Origin of the sequence: Mucilaginibacter sp., assembly GCF_028288105.1 — a bacterium.
Classification (GTDB): domain Bacteria; phylum Bacteroidota; class Bacteroidia; order Sphingobacteriales; family Sphingobacteriaceae; genus Mucilaginibacter.
Genome location: NZ_JAQBOI010000152.1, coordinates 15,419 through 39,469, shown reverse-complemented (window position 1 = coordinate 39,469; position 24,051 = coordinate 15,419). Strand labels below are relative to the sequence as shown.

General features: G+C 40.8%; 25 protein-coding genes. 17 read left to right on the top strand and 8 right to left on the bottom strand.

The genetic code is table 11. The features are described from left to right. Nucleotides 1-1,505 (top strand): gliding motility-associated C-terminal domain-containing protein (locus JWQ85_RS10850; RefSeq protein WP_299467783.1); only part of this gene is annotated, 1,505 nt, incomplete at its 5' end. Further along, entirely contained in the window at nucleotides 1,505-2,524 is a 1,020-nt protein-coding gene (locus JWQ85_RS10845; protein WP_299467782.1) for a type IX secretion system membrane protein PorP/SprF, read from the top strand. The genes JWQ85_RS10850 and JWQ85_RS10845, both read left to right, overlap by 1 nt. A 75-nt stretch (nucleotides 2,525-2,599) precedes the next feature. On the opposite strand, the gene rpoN is transcribed toward JWQ85_RS10845, so the two are convergent. Beyond that, nucleotides 2,600-4,075, bottom strand: a complete 1,476-nt coding sequence (gene rpoN, locus JWQ85_RS10840; RefSeq protein ID WP_299467781.1) for an RNA polymerase factor sigma-54 — start codon at nucleotides 4,073-4,075, stop codon at nucleotides 2,600-2,602. Between the two features lie 153 nt (nucleotides 4,076-4,228). Between rpoN and mscL the strand changes: the two genes are divergently transcribed. Beyond that, on the top strand, nucleotides 4,229-4,642 hold the full coding sequence (gene mscL, locus JWQ85_RS10835) for a large-conductance mechanosensitive channel protein MscL (protein WP_299467780.1): 414 nt from the start codon (nucleotides 4,229-4,231) through the stop codon (nucleotides 4,640-4,642). 54 nt (nucleotides 4,643-4,696) lie between these two features. After that, entirely contained in the window at nucleotides 4,697-5,011 is a 315-nt protein-coding gene (locus JWQ85_RS10830) for an MmcQ/YjbR family DNA-binding protein (RefSeq protein ID WP_299467779.1), read from the top strand. Nucleotides 5,012-5,051: 40 nt separating this feature from the next. Here JWQ85_RS10830 and JWQ85_RS10825 read toward each other — a convergent pair whose 3' ends face one another. After that, nucleotides 5,052-5,930, bottom strand: a complete 879-nt coding sequence (locus JWQ85_RS10825) for a ChaN family lipoprotein (protein ID WP_299467778.1) — start codon at nucleotides 5,928-5,930, stop codon at nucleotides 5,052-5,054. A 140-nt stretch (nucleotides 5,931-6,070) separates the two neighbouring features. Between JWQ85_RS10825 and rpmH the strand changes: the two genes are divergently transcribed. The 4 genes from rpmH to tsaB all read left to right on the top strand — a co-directional run bounded on the left by rpmH (nucleotide 6,071) and on the right by tsaB (nucleotide 7,696). Then, nucleotides 6,071-6,229 carry a 50S ribosomal protein L34 gene (rpmH, locus tag JWQ85_RS10820; protein WP_299467777.1) on the top strand — a complete coding sequence of 53 codons (159 nt, stop codon included), beginning with the start codon at nucleotides 6,071-6,073 and terminating at the stop codon, nucleotides 6,227-6,229. 74 nt (nucleotides 6,230-6,303) lie between these two features. Then, nucleotides 6,304-6,687 (top strand): ribonuclease P protein component, encoded by a 384-nt coding sequence (locus JWQ85_RS10815; protein WP_299467775.1) that lies wholly within the window; start codon nucleotides 6,304-6,306, stop codon nucleotides 6,685-6,687. Next, nucleotides 6,684-6,926: a membrane protein insertion efficiency factor YidD gene (gene yidD, locus JWQ85_RS10810; RefSeq protein WP_299467773.1), complete on the top strand. Its 243-nt coding sequence runs from the start codon at nucleotides 6,684-6,686 to the stop codon at nucleotides 6,924-6,926. The genes JWQ85_RS10815 and yidD overlap by 4 nt, the downstream gene beginning before the upstream one ends. 80 nt (nucleotides 6,927-7,006) lie before the next feature. Then, nucleotides 7,007-7,696 carry a tRNA (adenosine(37)-N6)-threonylcarbamoyltransferase complex dimerization subunit type 1 TsaB gene (tsaB, locus tag JWQ85_RS10805; protein ID WP_299467771.1) on the top strand — a complete coding sequence of 230 codons (690 nt, stop codon included), beginning with the start codon at nucleotides 7,007-7,009 and terminating at the stop codon, nucleotides 7,694-7,696. On the opposite strand, the gene JWQ85_RS10800 is transcribed toward tsaB, so the two are convergent. Then, nucleotides 7,697-9,142, bottom strand: coding sequence for a DUF5723 family protein (locus JWQ85_RS10800; RefSeq protein ID WP_299467769.1), 1,446 nt, complete (start codon nucleotides 9,140-9,142; stop codon nucleotides 7,697-7,699). A 117-nt stretch (nucleotides 9,143-9,259) separates the two neighbouring features. Next, a complete protein-coding gene (locus tag JWQ85_RS10795; RefSeq protein ID WP_299467767.1) occupies nucleotides 9,260-10,858 on the bottom strand; it encodes a hypothetical protein in 1,599 nt (532 codons plus the stop codon). An 86-nt stretch (nucleotides 10,859-10,944) separates the two neighbouring features. Here JWQ85_RS10795 and JWQ85_RS10790 point away from each other — a divergent pair, with 86 nt between their 5' ends. The 8 genes from JWQ85_RS10790 to JWQ85_RS10755 all read left to right on the top strand — a co-directional run bounded on the left by JWQ85_RS10790 (nucleotide 10,945) and on the right by JWQ85_RS10755 (nucleotide 19,548). Further along, nucleotides 10,945-11,331, top strand: coding sequence for a DUF423 domain-containing protein (locus JWQ85_RS10790; protein ID WP_299467765.1), 387 nt, complete (start codon nucleotides 10,945-10,947; stop codon nucleotides 11,329-11,331). A gap of 4 nt (nucleotides 11,332-11,335) precedes the next feature. After that, nucleotides 11,336-13,825: a primosomal protein N' gene (priA, locus tag JWQ85_RS10785; protein ID WP_299467763.1), complete on the top strand. Its 2,490-nt coding sequence runs from the start codon at nucleotides 11,336-11,338 to the stop codon at nucleotides 13,823-13,825. Between the two features lie 580 nt (nucleotides 13,826-14,405). Further along, a complete protein-coding gene (locus tag JWQ85_RS10780) occupies nucleotides 14,406-15,770 on the top strand; it encodes a hypothetical protein (RefSeq protein ID WP_299467761.1) in 1,365 nt (454 codons plus the stop codon). A 20-nt stretch (nucleotides 15,771-15,790) separates the two neighbouring features. After that, nucleotides 15,791-16,312, top strand: a complete 522-nt coding sequence (locus JWQ85_RS10775; RefSeq protein ID WP_299467759.1) for a hypothetical protein — start codon at nucleotides 15,791-15,793, stop codon at nucleotides 16,310-16,312. A gap of 12 nt (nucleotides 16,313-16,324) precedes the next feature. Continuing rightward, nucleotides 16,325-16,807 carry a hypothetical protein gene (locus JWQ85_RS10770; protein WP_299467757.1) on the top strand — a complete coding sequence of 161 codons (483 nt, stop codon included), beginning with the start codon at nucleotides 16,325-16,327 and terminating at the stop codon, nucleotides 16,805-16,807. Between the two features lie 17 nt (nucleotides 16,808-16,824). Next, the gene (locus tag JWQ85_RS10765; RefSeq protein WP_299467755.1) at nucleotides 16,825-17,784 is read left to right on the top strand and encodes a DUF6175 family protein; all 960 of its coding nucleotides are present in this window, start codon (nucleotides 16,825-16,827) and stop codon (nucleotides 17,782-17,784) included. Between the two features lie 22 nt (nucleotides 17,785-17,806). Next, nucleotides 17,807-18,769 (top strand): hypothetical protein, encoded by a 963-nt coding sequence (locus JWQ85_RS10760; RefSeq protein ID WP_299467753.1) that lies wholly within the window; start codon nucleotides 17,807-17,809, stop codon nucleotides 18,767-18,769. A gap of 122 nt (nucleotides 18,770-18,891) precedes the next feature. Further along, complete coding sequence (locus tag JWQ85_RS10755) at nucleotides 18,892-19,548, top strand: protein-L-isoaspartate(D-aspartate) O-methyltransferase (protein ID WP_299467751.1); 657 nt, start codon at nucleotides 18,892-18,894, stop codon at nucleotides 19,546-19,548. Between the two features lie 73 nt (nucleotides 19,549-19,621). Here JWQ85_RS10755 and smpB read toward each other — a convergent pair whose 3' ends face one another. From smpB to JWQ85_RS10740, 3 genes are read right to left on the bottom strand one after another with little or no spacing between them, the layout of a single operon-like run. Continuing rightward, nucleotides 19,622-20,071, bottom strand: a complete 450-nt coding sequence (gene smpB / locus JWQ85_RS10750) for an SsrA-binding protein SmpB (RefSeq protein ID WP_299467749.1) — start codon at nucleotides 20,069-20,071, stop codon at nucleotides 19,622-19,624. An 18-nt stretch (nucleotides 20,072-20,089) separates the two neighbouring features. After that, nucleotides 20,090-21,979 carry an Nramp family divalent metal transporter gene (locus JWQ85_RS10745; RefSeq protein ID WP_299467747.1) on the bottom strand — a complete coding sequence of 630 codons (1,890 nt, stop codon included), beginning with the start codon at nucleotides 21,977-21,979 and terminating at the stop codon, nucleotides 20,090-20,092. Then, nucleotides 21,976-22,626, bottom strand: coding sequence for a metal-dependent transcriptional regulator (locus JWQ85_RS10740; protein ID WP_299467745.1), 651 nt, complete (start codon nucleotides 22,624-22,626; stop codon nucleotides 21,976-21,978). Before JWQ85_RS10740 ends, JWQ85_RS10745 begins: the two co-directional genes overlap by 4 nt. 129 nt (nucleotides 22,627-22,755) lie before the next feature. On the opposite strand from JWQ85_RS10740, the gene JWQ85_RS10735 reads away from it, so the two are divergent. Further along, on the top strand, nucleotides 22,756-23,226 hold the full coding sequence (locus tag JWQ85_RS10735) for an Lrp/AsnC family transcriptional regulator (protein WP_256539667.1): 471 nt from the start codon (nucleotides 22,756-22,758) through the stop codon (nucleotides 23,224-23,226). A 79-nt stretch (nucleotides 23,227-23,305) separates the two neighbouring features. On the opposite strand, the gene ung is transcribed toward JWQ85_RS10735, so the two are convergent. Then, nucleotides 23,306-23,989, bottom strand: coding sequence for a uracil-DNA glycosylase (gene ung / locus JWQ85_RS10730; protein ID WP_299467741.1), 684 nt, complete (start codon nucleotides 23,987-23,989; stop codon nucleotides 23,306-23,308). Nucleotides 23,990-24,051: the final 62 nt, after the last annotated feature.

Below are 24,051 nucleotides of genomic sequence, written 5' to 3'. Positions count from 1 at the left end.
ATAACCAGGCTTATTCTTACGCACAAATACCTGTAAGCGCGGGTACACATTTTATTAGTGCCGATGGTGGCTTTAACGCGATAGCCTATGGTTTTGGTCAAAATGAATCGTACGGTTACTCGGCCGGCGCCAATCTTAGAAACCTGAACGAATATATTGCTTTTGAAAACCCGCAAACCAACACTACACAGCTAAACGGCTGTACCAATGAAATTTATAAACTACAGTTGGTTTTGCCTTACCCAACCACTCGAATAGAATGGAGTTTTAATAATATCCCAATACTGCAAATCCCGAACCCTACAGGGACACCGTTTCAAAAGGATGGCAAAACGCTTTACCGGTACGAATACCCGGGTAATGTTCAATACCCAAAAGGAAGTTATAATTATACAGCTACTGTTATTGCCCCAGATGAAGATTGCGGAACAAGCAGGGATATTGACTTTGATTTTAGTATTGCTGATCGTGCAAAAGCTGAATTTACTTATGGACCGAATTTATGTAGTGCCAATGAGGTAATTATTCATGATGAATCGGAGGCGGACCCCGGTAGTGTATCTATGATAAAAATCTGGTATGATTTTGTTAATCATCCCGAAATTTTTGAGACTTTCAATAAAAATGAAATTCCTGCCGATGGAAATTATCATCACTTATATGGGCCGTTAACCACGCCTACAAATTTTACAGTAAAAATGATAGTATATACAGGTGAAGATGCTTTGTGTGATAATGGCATTGACCATATTATTACCGTTAAGCCAAGCCCCGTGGTTTCTATAAGGCCGGTTAGCCCTATGTGTCAAACAGACGGTGCTGTTCAACTTATTGCAGATAATAACGGATTTATAGAAAGCGGTACATTTAGTGGTGTGGGTATTAGTTCAAAGGGTTTATTTGATCCTGCTATTTCGGGGCCGGGTGCGTTTACCATAGCTTATCATTTTATTCCCCAAAATGGCTGCGATACAACTGTTAAACAAATTATTACAGTAAACACTTTACCCATTGTAAATGCCGGTAACGATTTGATACTACTTGAAGGAGAAAGTGTGGTACTACCCGCCACCGCAAGCGGGCCGGGTTTAACATATGAGTGGGCGCCGGCCAGGGGGCTCGACAATAAAAATGTGTTAAACCCGGTGTCTTCGGCTATCGAAAACATTACTTATAAAATTACGGTTACAACAGATGCAGGTTGTATAGCAACAGATGAAATAGTTGTTACAGTGCTTAAAAAACCATTAGTTGTAAATGCTTTTACACCTAATGGGGATGGGGTAAATGATACCTGGAATATTAAATATTTAGAAACTTATCCGGGAAATACTGTTGATATATACAATAGACAGGGAGAAAAGGTATATTCGTCTATTGGTTATGCAACCCCATGGGATGGAAGATATAAAGGCGCCATACTTCCCACAGGGACGTATTACTATATTATAAACCCTAAAAACGGACGTAAGCTAATTTCCGGGAATGTTACCATAATTAAATAATGTTGAAGAGAACTTTACTTTTAACTGCTGTACTTTCTGTTATTATGCTTTGTACTTATGCACAGCAACGGCCACAGTACACGCAATATATTTTTAATAATTTTTTATTAAACCCGGCTGTTGCTGGTATAGAAAACTATACCGATATAAAGTTAGGGTATCGCAGCCAATGGACGGGACTTGATGGGGCGCCCGTTACTGCTTATTTTAGCATAAACGCGCCGCTTGGCACTAATTTTACCCAAGGGGATGCAACAGGGTTCCCGGCATCGGGCGGAGAAAACCCGTATAGCAGAATGTATTCCCGGGATTACCGCGCGGCCGAACCACACCATGGTATAGGTTTTATGCTGGTTACTGATAAGACCGGCCCTATAGATCAAACCAACATGGCTGCAACTTATGCCTATCACCTGGGGCTTACCGATCAGTTAAACCTTTCGGTTGGGGCATCTTTTGGGTTTAACCACCTGCATTTAAATACATCGCTTATTACATTAGAAAACCCGGACGACCCGGCATTAAGAGATATTCAGAATAACCAATGGAAACCCGATGCCGGAATAGGGGTTTGGGCATATTCTGCGAATTATTATTTTGGTGTATCGGCACAGCAAATAATGCCTCAAAACCAATACATAACAACGGCTAATAACGCAAACCTGAGCAAGACTGTGCCACACTATTTTGTTACCGCCGGTTATAAGCTTTACCTGAGCGACGATGTAACGTTGCTGCCTTCGGCACTGTTAAAGTTTATTGAACCTACGCCGACAACATTTGATATAAATATGAAACTTTCCTTTCGGGATAAGTTTTGGTTTGGTGGATCGTACCGTAGGGATGATTCGTTTGGTGTATTAGCAGGGTTTAACTTAAGTTCGCTTATTAACGTAAGTTATTCGTACGATGTAACCACATCTGCCCTGCGTAGTGTAAGTAATGGCTCGCACGAAATTGTTTTAGGTATAATGCTTAACAATCGCTATAAGCTATCCAGCCCGCAGCATGGGTGGTAAATGAGTTGGCAGTTGTGAGTTAGCAGTAAGCAGTCTTACTTATTTGCAAACTGCAAACTATTTACTGCAAACTTTCTACAACTCTTTCCTTAACCTTGCTACCGGGATATTCATTTGTTCGCGGTATTTGGCAACGGTACGGCGGGCAATGTTGTAGCCGGCTTCTTTTAATATATCGGTCAGCTTTTCATCTGCCAGTGGGTGGCGTTTATCTTCTGTGCCTATATGCTCTTCCAATATCTTCTTAACCTCTTTGTTTGAAACTTCCTCGCCACTTTCGGTTTGTATAGCCTCGCTGAAGAATGATTTCAATAGAAAGGTGCCAAATTCTGTTTGTACATATTTAGAATTGGCCACACGCGATACGGTAGATATATCCATACCAATACGGTCGGCAATATCCTTTAATATCATAGGCTTCAGGTTTTTATCATCACCCGTTAAGAAGAAATCGTACTGGTACTGCATTATGGCGTTCATGGTTTTCAGCAGGGTTTGCTGGCGCTGCTTTATCGCATCAATAAACCACTTGGCCGAATCAAGCTTTTGTTTTACAAACTGTACAGCTTCTTTAAGCTTTTTATCTTTTTGCGATGCCTTATCATAGTGCTGAAACATTTCCTGGTACGAGCGGCTTACCTTTAATTCGGGTGCGTTTTTAGAGTTAAGTGTAAGTATCAATGCCCCATCATTATTCTTGATATGAAAATCGGGTATTACCTGCATTTGCTTGGTGCTTACCTCATTGCTATCGCCTGGTTTTGGGTTAAGCTTCAATATCTCGTTCACCACACCACGCAGCTCAATAGAATTCATGTTTAATGATTTCTCCAGCTTATCGTAATGCTTGCGGGTAAACTCTTCCAGGTAATTTTCTACCACTAGTATGGCTTTCCTTATAATAAGATCGTTAGGGTCCTTACGCCGTAATTGAATCAGTAAACATTCCTGCAGGCTACGCGCGCCAACACCCGGGGGGTCAAAGCTTTGTATCACCTTTAGCATGTCCTCCACCTCTTCATCGTCGGCCATCACGTTCTGCGAAAAGGCCAGGTCATCAGTAAGCGACATAATGGGCCTGCGCAGGTAACCATCATCGTCAAGGCTGCCTATTATTTGCTTGCCTATACTAAAGTCTTTATCAGATAGGGGCAATAGGTCGAGCTGTGCCTGTAAGCTTTCAAAAAACGAGCTTTGTACGGCAATAGGTATCTCTTTACGCTCGTCTTCATCATCGCCATTTTGGTCATAACGAGTGCCATAATCGTTCACATTATCGTCTTGCAGGTAATCGTCAATATTAAACTCATCCATTTCTCCCTTTTCATCTTCACTATTGTAAGTGTCTTCATCGGGGTCGCGGTCGGGGTATTGTTCCTCGGGTTCGTTCAGGTTTGTTAAGCTCAGATCTTCAAGCGCGGGGTTTTCTTCTAATTCCTCTTTAATGCGGGTATCAAGAGACACAGTAGGTACCTGCAGCAATTTTATAAATTGTATTTGCTGCGGGGAGAGTTTTTGTAAAAGTTTTTGTTGAAGGTTCTGTTTAAGCATAATAGTAGACGAGGTCAAAAATACACCAATTACCTTAAAGTTTAAAAATTACTTACAAGTGGTTTATTTAGGCTTTAAAATGCTTTTGCTCGGGTTTTGTTTGCACGTGCAATAGATTTATTGCTAACTTTAATTACACAAAAAACACAAACAATGGCTATTGTAAAAGAATTTAAGGAGTTTGCTATGCGAGGCAACGTTGTTGACCTTGCAGTTGGTGTTATTATTGGTGCTGCTTTTGGTAAAATTGTAACCTCGTTGGTAAATGATGTAATTATGCCCCCAATAGGTTACCTTACCGGTGGCATAGATTTTAAAAACATTAAGATCTTCCTCAAACACGGCGACCCCATCAACAAAATTCCTGATGTAACCATGAATGTTGGTAATTTCATTAATACGGTTATTGAATTCTTGATTGTGGCTTTTTGCATTTTTATGGTGGTTAAGGGTATTAATTCTATGAGAAAGCCGGTAGAAGCTGCACCCGAAGTTGCACCAGAACCAACAAAAGAAGAAGTGCTGCTTACTCAAATACGTGATATTTTAGCTGATAAGAAAGCTTAAACAATAGATTAGGTAAGGAAAGAATTTATGGTTGATCCGGAAAAACTACGTCGCATGGCACTCTCATTGCCCGAAGCTACCGAAGCCCCGCATTTTGAGAAAACATCTTTCCGGGTGAATAATAAAATATTTGCAACCGCGGTACCCGAGCACAACAGAGCAACTGTGAGGCTGTCGGTTACGGATCAGGATATATTTTCTGCTTTTGATAACACGGTTATTTACCCCGTACCCAATAAATGGGGCAAGCAGGGCTGGACGCATATTAACCTGCTTACCGTGCGCGAGGATATGCTTACCGAAATACTAAAAACAGCCTATTGCGAAGTAGCGCCAAAGCATCTGGCAGACTTAATAATATTTGAATAGCCAAACAACGTGCTATAAAAGCCTATTTGTCACTAAATCACTAAAACGTCTTCGGTAACTTCGGGTCTGTTAATATTACATAATCGCCCATTTTAGCAAACTTAGCCCAGTCGGGGTTATCGAAACTTTCATCAGCATATACGGCAATATTCATCACACGCACTTTAGGTATATACTTCTTTAACTGTGCTGCAGTGCCCAGTTTCTCTTCACTATGAAAGCCACCATTTACCTGGAATACCTTATAACCTTCATGTGCCTGTAAGAACTGTGCTATGTTCCAGCCCATAGTAGCATCCCACAGGTTTTGCGACTGATAGATCTTCATAGTGCCCATAGCGCTGTGCCCACCCATAACAGTTACAAATTTTTCATAATAAGGCCCTGTAGCGGTATCAATAGGTAAGGGGGCTAACCATGCCTTTGCTTTCGCATCCAGTTGACCCAGGCTGCTTAAACCCATGCGGGTAACCATGTTGGTATAACGGGTAGGGGCGTTGGCCGCAACAACCGGGATATGCGCGGTTTTGGCCAGCTCTACCATTGGGCGGTAGTCTTTATAATTTTGCCATGCACGGCCTTCGGTAATTAAATTCTTCTCGCGTATAAAGCCTGCCAGGTATTCGTTTAGCACGGTTTGGCAATCTGTTTGAAACATTTCCAACGATAATGCGGCTTTGCCGGGATATTTATCCGCCAGTTTTTTAAATAGCAGGCTCTCCAGATAATGGCCGGTAGAGTCGTTATGCTCCTCGCCAAAGAATAGTACATCGACTTTATTAAGGTCGTTTATAATATCATCGGCCGTTGCTATGCGCTGTTTAGCAGTATTATATATTTTATAATGTTGTGCCATTGGTTCCTGGCACAGGGCAACAAAAGGCGATAATAACAGGAGTAATAAGGCGGTAAATTTCATAGCTAAAATATATATGTTAATATGTTGATAAATATGGATTATCAAATAACCACATTTGTATTTGAAAAAACTAAAAAAAAGGCTACATTTGCGCTCTTGTTTTTTTAAACGACGAATAGCATAAAGAATAAAAATATATCATGAAAAGAACGTTTCAGCCCTCACAAAGGAAAAGAAGAAATAAACACGGTTTCCGTGAGCGTATGTCAACTGCTAATGGCAGAAGGATACTTGCAGCAAGAAGAGCAAAAGGCAGAAGAAAATTATCTGTTTCTGACGAACGCAGCCACAAAGCATAATTCTGGTTGTTAACCCCTTGTAAAAGGGGTCGAACCGCTTGTGTAAACATTATTTCGGTTCAGCATCAACAACTATGTATACTTTTAAAAAAGAAGAACGGTTATGTAACAAAAAGCTTATTGACGGGCTTTTTCATAACGGTTCTTCTTTTTTATGTTACCCCTTTAAGGCTTCGTGGATGCTTACCGATGGTGAGCAGCAATTCCCTGTGCAAATAGTTTTTTCTGTTGCCAAGAAGCGTTATAAACGTGCGGTAGACCGTAACCTGGTTAAACGCCGCATGCGCGAAGCCTACCGGCTTAATAAACAAGCGCAATTGTACGATGTATTAAATAGTAGTGGCAAAAAGCTGATATTATCAATAAGTTACATTGGCAAAGAAATATCCCCCTATGAGTTTTTTGAAAAAAAGATGCTTAAGCTTTTAACACAGCTTGCGGTGGAGGCTATTAAATGAAATTTTTGTGGGATATATTTAAAAGCATAATAGGAGCAATTTTTTTGCTGCTGATAAAGATATACCAGTACTTTATTTCGCCTTTAACAGGGGCATCATGCCGCTATACACCCACATGTTCGCAATACGGGGTTGAAGCTATTAAGAAACATGGCGCGTTTAAAGGCGGATGGCTAACTATAAAACGTATTGCCCGCTGTAACCCATGGGGCGGCCACGGGCATGACCCGGTACCTTGATTTGTAAGTCAAAATTCAAAAGTAAAAAGTCAAAACCTGGCTTAATGTTTTTTTGAATTTTGACTTTAATTTTGAATTAAATGAGTTTAATACTACAAATAGAAACAGCAACAACATCATGCTCGGTTGCATTGGCACGAGATGGGCAAGTATTGGCTTTTAAAGAGATAAATGCCCGTAATATCCATGCCGAAGTTATTACTGTTTATATTGATGGTTTAATGGCACAAACCAATAATACCTACGCCGGTTTAGATGCAGTTGCGGTAAGCTGCGGGCCGGGCTCCTATACCGGGTTACGTATTGGTGTATCAACAGCGAAGGGTTTATGCTTCGCGTTAGATAAGCCGCTTATATCGGTAGAAACATTAGCGGCTATGGCTAAAGGGGTAACGCACGATAATGCTATTGACAGTGATGTATTGCTGTGCCCCATGATTGATGCCCGCCGTATGGAGGTTTACACAGCTGTATTTAATGCCGCAGGTGAGGTAGTAAAACCTACCGCTGCCGAAATTATAGACGGAAACAGCTTTAGCGGCATCCTTACTGAAAATAAAGTATTGTTTTTTGGTGATGGGGCAGATAAATGCAAAGATACTTTAGGAGATAACCCTAATGCTCAATTCCTGCCCAATTTTTCAAACTCGGCAACACACCTTACCCAAATTGCTGCAGATAAATTTAACCGTGCCGATTTTGTAGATGTAGCTTATTTTGAGCCTTATTACCTTAAAGATTTTATTGCCGGTAAAAAAGCAGGGATCTAATTAATCACCATTATCCCGCCCGGGGTGAAATATACCATTCCACATACGGGTTATAAATCCCGGCCTATCACCCAATGGCATGTAACTGCTATTTAGTGGGTGCTCAATCAATCGTCCAAATTTTAGGGAAAAGCCTATAAAGAAATCGGCACCTGAATATGATGCGTTTTTGTTTATTTGCGAATCGCTTTTACGGACGGCACTCAAAAAGCTGGCTGATTGCATTATCCTGTCGCTGCCAATATAGAACTCAACATTGGGCGATTTTACCATGAATTGTAAACCTGTGTTGAATATCCCGTAGTTATTATATGATGTAGTTAATGTGCCCACCAGGTTGTTATATTGTATAGGGTTTACAAGGGCTGCTGTGTAGCCATCATAAAATAACTCCTTTTGAAGGATCAGTGTAGGCGAGTATTTCAATTGCTTGTCGTAATTTAACCAATACAATTTGTTGGCACTTAGTTCTACTATGCCGTTAGTAGGAGTGATAAAGGAATGTAATTCATCGGCCGAACGGATTATGTTAAAAGCTGTTGCATACAAATTATCTTCTCTTCGGGCGGTGCTTATATCTGGCGCGGTAAGTGTTGTGTTAAAATCACTAACCCTTGATCGTTTGTTCCAGTGTATAAAACCAAAGTCTTTTACATTTAACTGTAAATTGAAGTTATCGCGCGTACGTAACGCAGTACCAATGCTTATTGCTGCCCCCGGGCTTTTGAACGAAGGAAGCAGATCGTGTTTGTTAAAATCGCCCGATGTATAATTAATACGGTACCTGCCTTGTAAAGTAATATCGGCGGCGTCATTTGCCCGGTCAAATGTAATGTGCGACTGGTCTATTCTTAATTGCTGATATTGTATCCCCAATAATCCGCTTAGCTTAATACCTAAAGCAAATTTTTTGCTAATTTTTTCGCGATAGCTCACGCTTATTTGATGGTAGCTTTGAGCAGTATAGCTGTTATTAAATATGTTTGAATAATCATTATTGGCAAAGGCACTACTGCCATTAAGCAATAATAAAGTTTCATCAGTGAAAAGGCCCCGGCCTTCCGCGCGTGTTTGAACAGAAAAACCTACCTCCTGGTTGCCATCTAAACTGCTGAAAACCTTAAACATTATCGAGTAAATATTAGCATTCACATTTGCTCTGCTAAATCTGTTTTCGCCTATAGTTAAGCCGGTGTTTAAATATTTACCATTAAAAGCACGGCTTTTAAGCGGTGCCTGTGCATTGCCGGTAATATATAAATTACTGTTGAAGTTGGGGATAAAGAAGTTAAAGGCTATTTTGTTGCTTGTATCGGGGATAAAAACAGCTTGTGCCGGGTTCTCAAACGAATCGAATAAGGTACCTGTATTATACTGGGAAAACTGCTGGCCAAAAGTTTCAACGGAAATAAATAAAAAACAAATGGCCAATAAAAAATACTTCATACATGTTCGCAATACCTGTTGTTTTATGGTTGCTTAATCAATAGCTTATAAAACTCGCCAGCTAATATATAAACCCTTTAACGTATTTAGGCCTTTTGGGTTGCATATTTAACGTTTTTAATCAATGTTTTTATTAACAGTAGTATCGGGCATATTTTGTAACAGGCAAAAGTTTGTATAAAAATTCTTGTCGGTTGCGGCAAGCTGATAGGATGCGCCGTAAAAGTTCTTCCAGGATAATGAATTGTTTTTATAGGCAAAATAAAATTCATCTTTTAAACCATACTTTAATATTTGCTGCGCGTTTTTAAAGTGGATAAAAAAGGCAACATTGCTTCGTTCGGCTAATAAATTATCAAACTTTACATACTGTTCTGTTTTATTCAGAAATTTACGGTTAAAGTAGGTGTCATTATAACTATCCAGTTCTTTTGTACTGTTTGCCAGTATCAGGTAATTATCAATAATGCGGAAATATGGTTTCCTAAAAGCGTTAAAGGCATCGCCCAATAAAAAGTAAGGCAGTTTAGCATAATTAAACTGACCAACATCATCGGTTATCATTCCGCTTATATTAGTCATAAATGGCCTCAGCTTAGAGCCGTTTTTAACGGTGATTACAGCTATTTTTTCCTGGTAACGGGTAGTTATCACAGCAAACTCGCTACCCAGCAACTGTGCAAACTCCTGCTTTAAATTGATTCCTGTTTCGGTTTTAATTTTGGCGAATAATGCATCTTTTTCGGATAGTAAACCAGCTTTAATTTGAAAATCTGATAGATCGGCAGAAAACTTAATAGGGTCTGATACTGACAGGTTTAAAGCATATGCCGTTGTTGAAGGGTATAATTCTTTTAACTGGTTGGTAACAGGTTGCTGATTGGCAAAAACGTTTAAATAGGTGCCCGGTTTATGCGTTTGAATATTGGTATAACCGCTAAACATTACAGCATCATTTTTAAAATTAAGGTTTAGGGCGGCTAATGCGGGCAACAGCCTAAAGGGCTTAAATATATCGGTATTGCTGTTTTTAAAAAGCTGGGCAAATAATGGCTCAAGGTGCTCGTAATTAATATACAAATTGGCCAGCGAGTTAGAGTTTTGCTGATCGGGCAAAAGCATAAATGCCTGTTTCTCCCTATCAGCCTTATAGTTTGCATTTTGGGTGATCAGTTCTTTTGAGAAACTACCGGCAAATATATTGGCATCTATATTAATAATATAAAAGCGCTTTTTTAACGAGTTAAAGAAGATATTGTAGCCATGTTTATCACCAATTTTTAGTGGTGTTATCAGCATGCCGGTTTTTTGTTGCTTAGCCAGCTTATCAAACTCTGTAAGATCAATATCTTTACCTGCCGATACCGTAAGCAGCAACTCAAGCTTATTGCTTTGTGATGGTTGTACCGATACAAATACATTGCGGCCATTAAAGAGCGTATTAAGCGCGGCATTACCAAACAGCACATTACGTACCGTATCCAGGTCGCTTATTTTTTCTTCGCCAATTAAATTGTTTAGCAGTGTATTGCCTGTGTAAATGTCGTAAAAGCTTTTCTCGTTGGTAAACTCAAATACTATAGCGGCATTATCGGGAATAGTGCGCATAACATTGCCGGCATGCATACCCGATGTGTTTAAGTTTTTAAAATACTTAACGGTTATATATGCCGTTGCGGCAATTAAAATAAGTGCAATAACTATCAGTCGTTTCATTCTGTGGTTGCGTGTGCAAGTTAGAATTTTACTGTACCACAATGAAGTAATACTTTCATTTGGTTAACTTAGCCTTTTATATCTGCATGAACAAACAAATAATAATTACAGCATCGCTACTGGGTGTATTGGCCGTTATTGCCGGTGCTTTTGGTGCCCACGCCTTAAAGGCCTCGTTATCAGCACGCCAGCTTGAAGTTTGGCAAACCGCCGTACAATATCAGTTTTACCACGTATTTGCCCTGTTGTTTTTATCAACTTTTACCCGCTTCAAAAACAAAGTGATAGTAAGCACTTATTACCTGTTTACATTTGGTATCCTGTTGTTTTCGGGCTCGTTATATTTATTAGCTTGCCGCGATTTGATAGGTATGCCGGGTTTAGATGTATTAGGCCCTATAACACCAATTGGTGGTTTGCTGTTCATCATAGGATGGATATTTTTAGCTTTCGCTGCTTTCAGAAACAAATAAACTGATGTTAGAATTTGCCGATGGTTTACAAGCTACCCGTAAAACACTCTTTGTTGAGGTGATTTTGCCCTTGGCTATAAGCCGTAACTATACTTACCGCGTTCCGTTCGAACTAAATAATGCCATTGTTATTGGTAAAAGGGTAGTGGTGCAGTTTGGCAAAAGCAAACTTTATACAGCTGTTGTATCCAATATAACGGAGCATGCGCCTGAAAAGTACGAGGCAAAATACATCATAGATATTTTAGATGAACAGCCCGTTGTAACGCAACGCCAGCTGCAGTTTTGGCAATGGCTGGCCGAATATTATATGTGTAACGAGGGTGAAGTAATGAACGCCGCGCTACCATCGGCCCTAAAGCTGGCCAGCGAAACCAAGGTGATGCTTAATAAGGATTTTGAGTATGATAAAGCAGCCTTAAACGATAAAGAATACCTGATAACCGAGGCGCTTGATATACAGCCCGAGCTAACAATTAGCGATATTGCAAAGCTACTGGGCCAAAAAACGGTAATGCCAATATTGAAATCGCTGTTCGAAAAGAATATTGTTACCATATCCGAGGAAGTTAGCGAGCGGTATAAGCCCCGCAAACGGACATTCTTAACCCTAAACCCGGTTTATCATAATCAGGAAAGCCTTAAGGAGCTTTTCATGATCCTGGAGAAACGTGCGCCTAAACAGGCCGATGCGGTTTTGGCTTTCATTAAACTATCGCGCCAGCAAAAAGCGGTTTCAAAAAGTGAACTGATAGAAGAAAGCGGCTCGGGCGATTCCAGCATTAAATCGCTGATAGAAAAAGAAGTTTTTATTGCTGAGGAAAAGAATGTTAGTCGCCTGGGATATGAGGATGATGAAGATCAGCTGAGCAATTTTATACTGAGCCCTGCACAGGAAATTGCACTTGCATATACGCAAGAACAGTTTTTAGAAAAAGATGTAGTGCTGCTGCATGGCGTAACCTCGTCAGGTAAAACACAAATCTACATAAAACTGATAGAGGAGATGATAGCCACCGGCAGGCAAGTACTTTACCTGTTGCCCGAGATTGCTTTAACCACTCATATTATAGAACGCTTACGTGTATATTTTGGCGGTACTATTGGTGTTTACCATTCCCGCTTTAATGATAACGAACGGGTAGAAGTTTGGCAAAAGGTACTGAATAATGAATACAAGGTAGTACTGGGGGCGCGTTCGTCAGTGTTCCTGCCATTCAGCGATCTGGGTTTAATAATTGTTGATGAGGAGCACGAAACATCTTACAAGCAATTTGACCCTGCGCCACGCTACAACGCCCGCGACGCAGCCATTTATCTGGCTAATATGTATAAGAGTAAGGTGTTATTAGGTTCGGCTACGCCATCATTCGAAACCTATTATAATGCCCGTGTACATAAATACGGTTTTGTTGAATTAGCAGAACGCTACGGCGGTGTGCAATTGCCGCTGATAGAGGTGGTAAGCATATCTGAAGAAACCAAGCGCAAAACCATGCAGTCGCACTTTAGCAGTGTGCTGATGCAGGATATTCAGCTGGCGCTGGATAATAAAGAACAGGTTATCTTGTTTCAAAACCGCAGGGGATACGCGCCCGTATTAATGTGTAAAGTATGCGCCTACACACCAAAATGCATTAACTGTGATGTAAGCTTAACCTATCACAAGCATAGCCACAAGTTGCATTGCCACTATTGCGGGTATAAGGAAGATACACCATCTATTTGCCCGGCATGCGGCTCTACTCATTTAGAGTACAAGGGCTTTGGTACCGAGAAGGTAGAAGATGAACTGTCTGTACTCATGCCGAACGTTCGCCTGGCAAGGATGGACTTGGATACCACACGGTCCCGTAATTCATTGCAGACTATCCTGAATAACCTGGAAGAAAAGAAGATAGATGTATTGATAGGTACCCAAATGGTAGCCAAAGGACTTGATTTTGCAGACGTCACCGTTATTGGTATCATTAATGCCGATAGCCTTTTAAAATATCCGGATTATCGTGCTAACGAGCGCAGCTATCAGATGCTGGCACAGGTAAGCGGCAGGGCAGGGCGCAGGGGTAAACAAGGTAAAGTGGTGATCCAAACTTACGACCCTAACCACAGGGTAATAAAGCAGGTAATAGAGAACGACTACAGCGACCTGTACTTTACCGAAATGGAAGAGCGCAAAAGCTTTAAATACCCGCCATACTACCGCATTATTAGTATGGATGTTAAGCATAAAAACCCCGAGATACTTTATAACCAGGCCGAGTACCTGGCCAACGAACTCCGCAAGCATTTTGGCGATCGTGTTATAGGCCCCGAAGCACCGCTTATTAATCGGATCCGCAACTATTACATCAAATCTATCATGCTTAAGTTTGAACGCGACACCATTTCAATTGTTAAGGCGAAGGCCATAATAAGAGATGTAATTACGAAGTTTCAAACCACCAAACTAAGCAAAGGCAGTATAGTGCAGCCCGATGTAGATCCTTATTAAGATCTTTAGTTTTCTCCCGTCATTTTTGAGTGGATATTTTTTTTACAAAATAGTATATATGAAATATATTATTTAGGAAATTATTATCAATAATTAAAGGTTTATAAATTATCTTCTGTGATAACTTCAAAAAAATATGCTTGTTTTCGCATACCTACTACTGGGTATTTTGCTAAGTAATAGGGTGGTTTCTTGCAGTATATATCAAATGGGTTTATATTTATCACACTTAAACCCTTAAATATGAAACTATTGCTGTTGAAAATTCTCTCCGCTTTAAGCCCCCCTGCAGTGCTTTACCAGTATGCTGTACAAAATCGCGTAAGTGATATCAGGCTTTTATTAAGGAAATAAATTTGCGACTGATTATACAATCAGGAAATACTTATTAAAGTATTATGGACAAATATTGCCTGTATTTTTAATATTATAATGGGTGAAAACACCCTAAATAAATGGGATTATAACTCAGGTCATAAAAATAAATTGCGCCTACTTTTAAAGTTGGTAATAATCCAATATGCCAATAATTACGCATAGTTAAAAAAGCCAATAAGAATCAACCACACTTAAACACATCATGAAACAAACAAACAAGTTAACGATTGTACTCAGCCTGTTTTTAGGGTTAGGCTTTGGGGCAAATGCCCAGGCCCCCGCAACTGCAGATCAGCATCCGGAGTTGAAATACCGCAGAAGTTCGTTGCATCTTATCCTGCTGGAATCTGAAGATTTCCCAAGGAAAGAAACCGTTATAAAGGCATACCACGAGGCACCGTTCCCCGATAAATATAATAATCATTCAATTGCGGTAAGTGCCGTGAACGCATCGTCGTATGCACTTACCGAGGTAGAAAAAGTAACTGCAGGCACCAAAAAAAGCGGTATGGCCAACTTTGGAGCCAATATGTTATCTGGCGCAACAGCGGGCATTGTAGATAAAGATGCAGCTGATATGCCTATTGTAACCGATAAAATTGTAAAAGATAAAAAGATAGCTAACCAGTTAGTTGCCAAATGGTTTAACCGGCAGCCCGATGGTTCATTTGATATGAAACTGATAGGTGAACGCGGTTCTTACAATGCTACCGAAATGCAGGCAAATATTGCAAAAGGCAGCGCAAGGGGTACAGCTTCGTTATCTGACGCCGGCGAGGAACTGATTGGGAATACGTTTGTTGTTTTAACCAAACTAAAGTTTATAAGTAATGAACCAATAGCGGCGGCCATTAGGGAAATAGCTAAACTAAAAGCCAACAGCTTACCTGCATTGTTCCAACCAGCTGCTTATAAAGTACTTGATATTGCTTACAATAAAGCAAAAGAGGGTTATTCTGTATGGACAACCTCATACCTGTATCGCCTAAAATGGAACGACTCTACCGCTGCCGTTTTTTACAATGACCTGTGGATGGAAAAAGGCAAAATCGATAAAAAGAAAAAAGAAGCTTTTGATAAAACCGATTTGTTCCAGATGGAATATATAGGCAGCGAAAAATCAAGCAGCCTGGTAACTTTCTCATTAAAAGAAACCCGTACCGAAGACCAGATAGTAGAGCTGGCAACTGTAAGAAACGTAGAGCATGTTTTTGCCAAGCTTCAAAAAGCGTACGAAGTATTTAAACCTAAAACACCTATATACTCGGGCGAACCCGTTACCGCGAAAATTGGTATGAAAGAAGGCCTGGAAGGTGGCGAAAAGTTTGAAGTGCTTGAGCAAACCGTAGACCCTAAAACAGGCCTTACCACTTATGTGAAAAAAGGGACTGTAACCGTAGACAAGAAAAAGATATGGGATAACCGGTTTAACGCGGGCGAAGAGGTTTCTGAAAAAGATAATAAAGATAAGGACAAAGATAAAAAGGATGAACCCATACTTGACCGTACCTACTTTAAAGGCGGTGGCAAATTTTACGCGGGTATGCTTTTAAGACAGATAAAATAATACACAAAACCATATAAATAATGAAAAAACATACTGCAATTTGGGTAATGTTAATGCTGCTGATAACAGGTTTTTCATCGGCAGTTAACGCGCAAACAAATAAAAAAGCAAACGAAGATACCGAGGCTTGGAAATATGAACTGGAAGTGGCCGGTACCGGGGTACAGGGCACTTATCTGTTAAAAGTATGGTCGTACTCAAAAAAACCGAACGTGGCTATTGAGCAAGCTAAGAAAAACGCGGTGCATGGCGTAATATTCAAAGGTTTTGCCGGCGACCAGGGTATTTTAGGTAAACCGCCGCTAACTACCAATTCAAATTTAGAGCAGGAAAAAGATCAATGGTTCAAGGAGTTTTTTGCTGATGGCGGTAAGTATATGAAGTTTGTTTCGCTTACGAGTGATGGTGCCGTGGCTGCCGAAGACCGTATGAAAGTTGGCAAACAATATAAAATTGGTGTGCTGGTATCGGTAAATGTGGCCTTGTTGCGTAAGGACCTGGAAGATGCTGGTATTATTAAATCATTAAGTGCAGGATTTTAAAGATCAATTATCATGAAGAAAAATTTATTGTACTTAAGCCTTGCCGGGCTGCTTGCATTTAGCGGCTGCACCGAGCAAAAAAGACTAAATAGCAGCTATACTTATAAAACAGAGTGCCTGGGTGTTGAGTTTGATGGCTCGCAAACCGTTATTGCTTACTCAAGCAAGCGTAATAAAGAGGATGCTATTGAAGATGCTAAAAAGATCGCGCTGCGCGATCTTTTATTTAGCGGCTTAACCGAGGGGAAACCCAATTGCGATGTAAAACCGATATTGAATGAGGCAAATGCCTATGCTAGCCACGAAGCATACTTCATCAGGTTTTTTGCAAATGATTACAGGTCGTTCGCGATTTTTAAAGAGGAGCGCCCTGGGCAGAAAGCAAAAAATCAAAAAGTAAAAAATGTGGCTCAAAGCAATGGTTATGTGCTAAAAATAAGCAGGCCAGCACTGAAGCAGAAAATGATATCAGACGGCATCTTAACAAATCAATAAACCTTCAACCCTAATAAATGAAACTACAGATAATGAAAATAACCCTGTTATCGCTATTGATATTGGGCGCGGCAACCTTAGGGTTTTCGCAGGCTAAAAAGCCAACGCTTATGGTAGTGCCAAGCGATGTATGGTGCAATACAAATGGCTACATGCAAACTTATGATGACCAGGGCACCAAGGTAAAGATCCCCGATTACAAAAGGGCTTTCCAGGAAAATAACGATCTGTTGGCCGTTATCAGTAAGATAAACGGTATGATGGCCGAGCGTGGTTTCCCGTTAAAGAACATGGAATCGGTTATCAAAACGTTAGAATCTGAACGTGCCGAGAACGCTATCCTCACCTCAAAAACGGGTAGCGGTGTATCCGAAAGCCCAATGGATAAGCTTAAAAAAGTAGCTAAGGCCGATATTATTATACAATTAACCTGGGATGTGTTAAAAACAGGCCCTAAAAAATCAGTGCGTTTTACATTGCAGGGCCTTGATGCTTATACTGATAAAGAAATAGCCACAGCGGGCGGAACGGGTAATCCATCCTTCTCGGCAGAAACCGCTGTTTTGTTAGAAGAAGCCGTTGCCGATAAAATAGACAACTTTAATGTTGGCCTGCAAAGGCATTTCGACGACCTGTTTGCAAATGGCCGCGAGATCATCATCCGCATCAAAAAATTCGATTCATGGAAAAATGATCTGGAAACCGAATACGGTGGTAAAGAGCTGAATGTTATTATTGAGGATTGGGTGCGTGCCAATACCGTAAAAAACCGTTTCAGTAATAGCGATGCTACCGAAAGCATGATGCTGTTTGAGCAAGTGCGTATACCGCTTTACGATGCAAGCGGTAACGCTACCGACGCCCGTGGGTTTACACGCGGACTGCAAAAATTACTGACTGCGCCACCTTATTCAATCGCGAATAAACTAACAGTGAAAGGCCTTGGCCAGGCAGTTATAGTACTTGGTGAAAAATAATAGATCAAAAGAGACAATCAACATGAAAAAAATAATGATAACCTGCATGTCACTCTTCCTGTTTATGGGAGGATATGCACAAAAAACAACCATTATAAGGTCGGCGAATGGGGGGAATAGCGGTCGGGTAACTCTTGCCGCTTACATTCCCGATCAGGCTGATGATCTGCCGGTAGCCGCGCGTAATATGCTTGGCAATAAACTGAACCAGATCATCAGTCAAAATGGTTTTGGTGGTGACGAAGGTCAGCGCTTTATTATCACCGCTAATATTGTGGTACTTACAAAAGATCTGTTATCTACAGCACCCCCAATGACGGCTTTAACGCTCGACGTAAACCTTTACATTGGTGATGGTTACGAGGGCACTAAATTCGCCAGCACATCGGTATCTATAAAAGGAGTGGGCGAAAACGAGACAAAAGCATATATCAATGCTTTTAAAAACATTAACCTTAACGACCCCAAACTGCAGGCATTTGTAGAAAAAGGTAAAACCAAAATAATCAGCTACTATAATACCCATTGCGATGTGATCATAAAACAAGCCCAAACATTGGCCAACACTGGTAGGATGGACGAGGCTATTTATAACCTTACATCGGTACCGCAAGCCTGCAAAACCTGTTATGATAGGTCAATGGCGTTGGTAGCGCCAATCTACAAAAAGCAAATTGAGAAAGATTGCCAGGTGAAGCTTGCGCAAGCCAAAAACCTTTGGGCTGCAAACCAGAACCTGAACGGTGCAAACGCGGCAAGCGATCTTTTATCACAGATAGACCCTCAATCAACCTGCTATAAAGATGTAAAAACCTTTGTAGCACAGGTATCTAAACGGGTTAAAGAACTGAATAACCGCGAGTGGAGCTTTAAATTGCAAGAACAAAAGAACGATGCCAGTATTATTAGCGCTGCGCGCGATGTAGCTGTGGCCTATGCTGCCCAGCCCCGGATAACTACCTACAATGTTCATGGCTGGTGGTAATATACGCCCTTACGAATGTTAAAAACATTATAGGTTAACTACCAAAGTGTTATTACAAAGCGGTAGCATAATACATATAGAGCCGGCAATTTTGCCGGCTTTTTGTATAACTTTGTTATGTAATGGCGTATAAGTTTATTGATAATTACCGCGAGCAAGGGGCTCGTAAAAGGCTGGTAGAGATATTAAGGAAGAAGGGTATAGAAGATGAACAGGTATTAGCTGCCATTGGTAAAGTACCCCGTCATTATTTTTTCGACGAAACCTTCTGGAACCAGGCCTACAAAGATATCGCCTTCCCTATAGGTGAAGGGCAAACTATATCGCAGCCCTATACGGTAGCCTACCAAACCCAACTATTACATATCCGCAAAGGCGATAAAGTGCTGGAAATAGGCACAGGCTGCGGTTACCAAACCTGTATACTAATGGAATTGGGCGCCAAAGTTTTCACCATTGAACGACAAGAGAAACTATACGAGCGCACTATACAGGTATTACCCTATATGGGCTATAAACCAAAATTCTTTTTGGGCGATGGCTCAATAGGTATAGCAACAGATGCACCCTACGATAAAATTATAGTAACAGCAGGCGCGCCAACTGTACCACAGGTATTGCTTAAACAATTAAATATAGGGGGTATCCTGGTTATCCCGGTAGGTGACGAGCAATCACAAAAAATGGTAACCGTGCTAAAAACCGCCGAGAACGATTATGAAAGGCATGTACTGGATACCTTTAGGTTTGTACCGCTGGTAGGTGATAGGGCATGGTAGCTCAGTTGGCAGTTATGAGTTAGCAGTTTGCACTTTTATTTTCAACTGCCTACTGCCAACCGCCCACTGCAACTTATCTCTTCATCGCCCTGTCCATTTCTATCTTGGTATCGCGCTCTTTCATAGTTTCGCGTTTATCGAAGGTCTTTTTACCTTGGGCAAGGCCGATTTCGAGCTTGGCAAAACCGCGTTCGCTGATAAATAGGGCAAGTGGGACAATGGTCAAGCCTTTTTCTTCGCCACGGGTTTGGAGTTTTTTAAGTTCTTTTTTGTTGAGCAGCAGGATCCGGTCGCGTTTAGCCTCATGGTTGTAGAACGACCCCATCGAGTACTCAGATATATGCAGGTTGCGTACATAAAGCTGATTGCCAATAAAAGTACAAAAGGCATCGTTTACGTTGGCTTTACCCTCGCGGATCGATTTAATTTCGGTACCCAATAGTTTTATACCGGCTGTATATTTATCCAGTATATGGTACTCAAAGTATGCCTTTTTATTCTTGATATATAAGTTCTGCTCCATTACTGTGCAAATATGCAATTAATTTTTTTGAGGTTTTACAACCAGTATCGGTACGTTCACCTTATGCCTGACCGAATCAACTGTTGTACCAAATATCAGGTCTTTTAAAGCCTTGTGCCCATGCGAACCCATCACCAGAAAATCTATTTTAGTGTCTTTAACAATTTGCGCTATAGCTGTTGCCGGGCCACCGTAACCAATTTTAGCCTCGGCCTTATAGCCTAATTTAACCAGCGTGGATATATACTTATCAAGGTTATCTACATCGCTTTGTGTTTCACTATCCATTACCTGTTTGCCATAGTAGCGCGCACCGGCGGTTTCTACCACATGGATGAGGTTATAATGTGCTTTTTTACCGCCTTGCATTAAAGCATGGCGTATGGTGTCCTGGTCGTTCTTTGAAAAGTCGATAGTAACGCCTATTTGATTATAGCTTACCGCATCCAGGTTATCTAAAACTTCGGCAATGCCGTGTGGTACAAATATCTGCTGGCTGGTATGCTTATAAAGGATGGGCCTTATAAAAACATAAACAAGCAATAAGCCTACAGCCACAGCAATGGGCGATATTACGTAATGAACAAGGTTTGCCGACCCGGGGCTTGTGGCAGCCCATGTTTCAATTTCCTGTATTACCAGCCTTACGTTTAGCCCAACTATTAAGGTTGCAAATACCCAGGCAAGTATTCTGAGCGGTAGCTTGGTTGCAAAGTTTCCCATTCGTTTTTTATCTGATGTAAAGTGAATAAGCGGGATGATGGCAAAACCCAACTGTAGGCTTAGTACCACCTGGCTTAATATTAACAGCTTGCCTAAACCTTCTTCGCCAAAATACAGGATGGTGAAAAATGCAGGTATAATAGCCAGTAATCGCGTTAGCAAACGGCGCAGCCATGGGGCAATACGCAGGTTAAGGTGGCCCTCCATAATTATTTGCCCCGCAAGGGTACCGGTAACTGTTGAGCTTTGCCCGGCGGCGATAAGCGCTATAGCAAACAGGGCAGGTGCCAACTTGCCAAATATATTGGTCAATAATTTATGTGCATCCTGTATCTCGGCAACCTCATGATAACCACGGCCGAAGAATGCGCTGGCAGCCAATATTAATATGGCGGCATTCACAAAAAAGGCAAGGTTAAGCGCGATGGTAGTGTCCCAAAAGTTATACCTGATAGCGCTTTTTATACCCGCTTCAGACCTGTCGATCTTACGCGTTTGCACCAATGACGAATGCAGATATAAGTTATGCGGCATTACGGTTGCGCCAATAATACCTATTGCAAGGTAAAGGGATGTGTTATTTAATTTGGTTGGTATAAAGCCTTTGGCAATGTCAATAGCATCTGGTTGTACAATAAACATCTGCGCCAAAAATGCCAAACCAACTATAAATATCAGGGAAATAATAAACCCTTCCAGTTTGCGCATGCCCTTGTTTAATAAGAAAAGCAGCAGCAAAGTATCAAATAGGGTAATAGATACGCCCCATATCAGCGGCAAGCCAAACAGCAGGTTTAAACCTATGGCCATACCAATAATTTCGGCCAGGTCGCAGGCTATAATGGCTATTTGCGCCAATATATAAAGGCAGAAATTGATAAAGCGCGGATAAGTACGTTTTGATGCCTGTGCCAGATCAAGCCCGCGGACTATCCCCAATCTTACAGCCAGGTTTTGCAAAAGCAGTGCTATCATATTTGATAACAGTAATACCCATATTAGCCTATATCCAAACTGGCTACCCGCGGCCAGGTCTGTTGCCCAGTTACCCGGGTCCATATAGCCTACGCTTACCAGATATGCTGGCCCCAGAAAAGACAGTAATCTGCGCCAGCCTGTTTTACCTTCGGTGATTACGCTATTGTGTACGTTGCCTAACGAGTGGTTGTCATGCTGTTGTATCATAAGGCTATTAGCAGGTTATTGGCCACGTCGCGGCTTATTTGTAAATCTTTGTTATTCATTTGCAGTACTACTGTATTGTCGTATGTAATTATCTCTTTAATCGTTATTTTTTTACCTATGGTGAGGCCTTGCTTCTCCAGATATTGTAAAAATGACGAAGAGTGGTCCCTAACTCCCGAAATTATCCCGCATGTATTAACATCAACTGCTGAAATTGCTTTTAGATCGTTTGTTTTAAAATTACCATTGCAATCAGGGATAGGGTCGCCATGTGGGTCGCGGGTGGGGAAGCCCATAAATTCGTCCAGGCGGTCAATCAATTCGTTCGAAGAGATGTGTTCCATCTCTTCGGCCATCTCGTGTACCTCGTCCCATTTAAAATGAAGCTTCTCTACCAAAAAATATTCCCAAAGCCGGTGTCTGCGGATAATGTTGACTGCAACTTTTTCGCCGGTTTGCGTTAAACTTACGCCCTGGTAACGGGTATAATTTATCAAAAGCTTGTCGGCAAGCTTCCTTAACATGTCTGTAACCGACGATGCTTTGGTGGCCAATTCCGCGGCAATTTGATTGGTGCTTACATTTTCGGCTATCAGCGATAGCTTATAAATGGCTTTTAAATAGTTTTCTTCGGCTAAAGTATGCATTTATACAAATCTAATAAATTTTTTAGGCTTGTCTAAAAATATAAATAAAAAAGTAATAAGTTTTGTTGAAATAGTTTTTAAAAAAATTATATTTTGTGAGATACAGAATGCTTTATATTTGCACGTACCATGGCTCAAGAATTAGACAAAATAGACCTTCAGATACTTAAGATTTTACAAGAGAACGGCCGCATCACCAACTTGCAGCTTTCAAATGAAATTGGCTTATCGCCCGCACCAACCTTAGAGCGTGTGCGAAAACTGGAAAACGCGGAGTATATTAAAAGCTACCACGCCCTTGTTGACGAGGAAAAACTCGGCTTAGGCATAAAAACCTTTATACAGATCTCGCTGGATTTTCATCAGAAAAATACGATCCAAACTTTTTTGGATGAGATACAAAGCATTAAAGAGGTAACCGAGTGCCACCACGTAACCGGCCAATGCGATTTTTTGCTGAAAGTTTATGTGCGCGACATTAAATCGTACGAGCAATTGATAATGGAGAAGATTAGCCGCATCACCGTGGTTAAAACCTTCCAAACTATGATGATCATGAGCACCAGCAAAAAGGAACCAATAGTACCATTGGAATACTAAGAAATTAGTGATTTAATGAATTAGTGAGTTAGTGAATTGAAAAGCCAATCACTAATTCAATAAATCGCTAATTCACTAATTAATCTATCTGCCAGTCAATCGGCTCTTTACCTTGTTTAATTAAAAACTCGTTTGTTTTTGAGAATGGCTTCGAACCAAAAAAGCCGCCATGGCTTACGGCAAGGGGAGATGGATGCGTAGATTTTATGATCAGATGATTGTTATGTTCATTTATAAGTACGCTTTTTGATTGCGCGTAAGCTCCCCACAGGATAAATACCAGACCTTTTTTTTCGTCAGACAGTTTTTTGATAGCTGCATCTGTAAATTTCTCCCAGCCTTTTTTTTGATGCGACCCTGCCGTTGCGGACCTTACGGTTAAAGTGGCATTTAGTAATAGCACACCTTGTTGCGCCCATTTGGTTAAGTCGCCGGTTTGGGGGATGGTAAAGCCAGGGATATCAGTAGATAATTCTTTGTATATGTTGCGTAAGGATGGCGGTACTGAAACCCCTTTTTGTACAGAAAAAGATAAACCATGCGCTTGATTTGGGCCGTGGTAAGGGTCTTGCCCTATAATAACCACCTTTACATCATCAAATGGCGTTGTGTTAAAAGCGTTGAATATATCGGCGTTTTTTGGGTAAATGATATACCCTGTTTCTTTTTCCTGTTTTAAAAAGGTCTTAAGTTCAACCATGTAAGGTTTTTGAAATTCTTCGTCCAGTGCTTTTTTCCACGATGGTTCTAATTCTCCTGCCATAAATATTAATACTGATGTTTTATTTAGCTTACAAATAACGATATTTGCAACTGTTTTTATAC

Excerpts from the sequence above, each read along its gene's own strand:
- JWQ85_RS10845 (WP_299467782.1), top strand. The coding sequence starts at position 1,505 with ATGTTGAAGAGAACTTTACTTTTAACTGCTGTACTTTCTGTTATTATG.
- rpoN (WP_299467781.1), bottom strand. The coding sequence starts at position 4,075 with ATGCTTAAACAGAACCTTCAACAAAAACTTTTACAAAAACTCTCCCCG.
- mscL (WP_299467780.1), top strand. The coding sequence starts at position 4,229 with ATGGCTATTGTAAAAGAATTTAAGGAGTTTGCTATGCGAGGCAACGTT.
- JWQ85_RS10830 (WP_299467779.1), top strand. The coding sequence starts at position 4,697 with ATGGCACTCTCATTGCCCGAAGCTACCGAAGCCCCGCATTTTGAGAAA.
- JWQ85_RS10825 (WP_299467778.1), bottom strand. The coding sequence starts at position 5,930 with ATGAAATTTACCGCCTTATTACTCCTGTTATTATCGCCTTTTGTTGCC.
- rpmH (WP_299467777.1), top strand. The coding sequence starts at position 6,071 with ATGAAAAGAACGTTTCAGCCCTCACAAAGGAAAAGAAGAAATAAACAC.
- JWQ85_RS10815 (WP_299467775.1), top strand. The coding sequence starts at position 6,304 with ATGTATACTTTTAAAAAAGAAGAACGGTTATGTAACAAAAAGCTTATT.
- yidD (WP_299467773.1), top strand. The coding sequence starts at position 6,684 with ATGAAATTTTTGTGGGATATATTTAAAAGCATAATAGGAGCAATTTTT.
- tsaB (WP_299467771.1), top strand. The coding sequence starts at position 7,007 with ATGAGTTTAATACTACAAATAGAAACAGCAACAACATCATGCTCGGTT.
- JWQ85_RS10800 (WP_299467769.1), bottom strand. The coding sequence starts at position 9,142 with ATGAAGTATTTTTTATTGGCCATTTGTTTTTTATTTATTTCCGTTGAA.
- JWQ85_RS10795 (WP_299467767.1), bottom strand. The coding sequence starts at position 10,858 with ATGAAACGACTGATAGTTATTGCACTTATTTTAATTGCCGCAACGGCA.
- JWQ85_RS10790 (WP_299467765.1), top strand. The coding sequence starts at position 10,945 with ATGAACAAACAAATAATAATTACAGCATCGCTACTGGGTGTATTGGCC.
- priA (WP_299467763.1), top strand. The coding sequence starts at position 11,336 with ATGTTAGAATTTGCCGATGGTTTACAAGCTACCCGTAAAACACTCTTT.
- JWQ85_RS10780 (WP_299467761.1), top strand. The coding sequence starts at position 14,406 with ATGAAACAAACAAACAAGTTAACGATTGTACTCAGCCTGTTTTTAGGG.
- JWQ85_RS10775 (WP_299467759.1), top strand. The coding sequence starts at position 15,791 with ATGAAAAAACATACTGCAATTTGGGTAATGTTAATGCTGCTGATAACA.
- JWQ85_RS10770 (WP_299467757.1), top strand. The coding sequence starts at position 16,325 with ATGAAGAAAAATTTATTGTACTTAAGCCTTGCCGGGCTGCTTGCATTT.
- JWQ85_RS10765 (WP_299467755.1), top strand. The coding sequence starts at position 16,825 with ATGAAACTACAGATAATGAAAATAACCCTGTTATCGCTATTGATATTG.
- JWQ85_RS10760 (WP_299467753.1), top strand. The coding sequence starts at position 17,807 with ATGAAAAAAATAATGATAACCTGCATGTCACTCTTCCTGTTTATGGGA.
- JWQ85_RS10755 (WP_299467751.1), top strand. The coding sequence starts at position 18,892 with ATGGCGTATAAGTTTATTGATAATTACCGCGAGCAAGGGGCTCGTAAA.
- smpB (WP_299467749.1), bottom strand. The coding sequence starts at position 20,071 with ATGGAGCAGAACTTATATATCAAGAATAAAAAGGCATACTTTGAGTAC.
- JWQ85_RS10745 (WP_299467747.1), bottom strand. The coding sequence starts at position 21,979 with ATGATACAACAGCATGACAACCACTCGTTAGGCAACGTACACAATAGC.
- JWQ85_RS10740 (WP_299467745.1), bottom strand. The coding sequence starts at position 22,626 with ATGCATACTTTAGCCGAAGAAAACTATTTAAAAGCCATTTATAAGCTA.
- JWQ85_RS10735 (WP_256539667.1), top strand. The coding sequence starts at position 22,756 with ATGGCTCAAGAATTAGACAAAATAGACCTTCAGATACTTAAGATTTTA.
- ung (WP_299467741.1), bottom strand. The coding sequence starts at position 23,989 with ATGGCAGGAGAATTAGAACCATCGTGGAAAAAAGCACTGGACGAAGAA.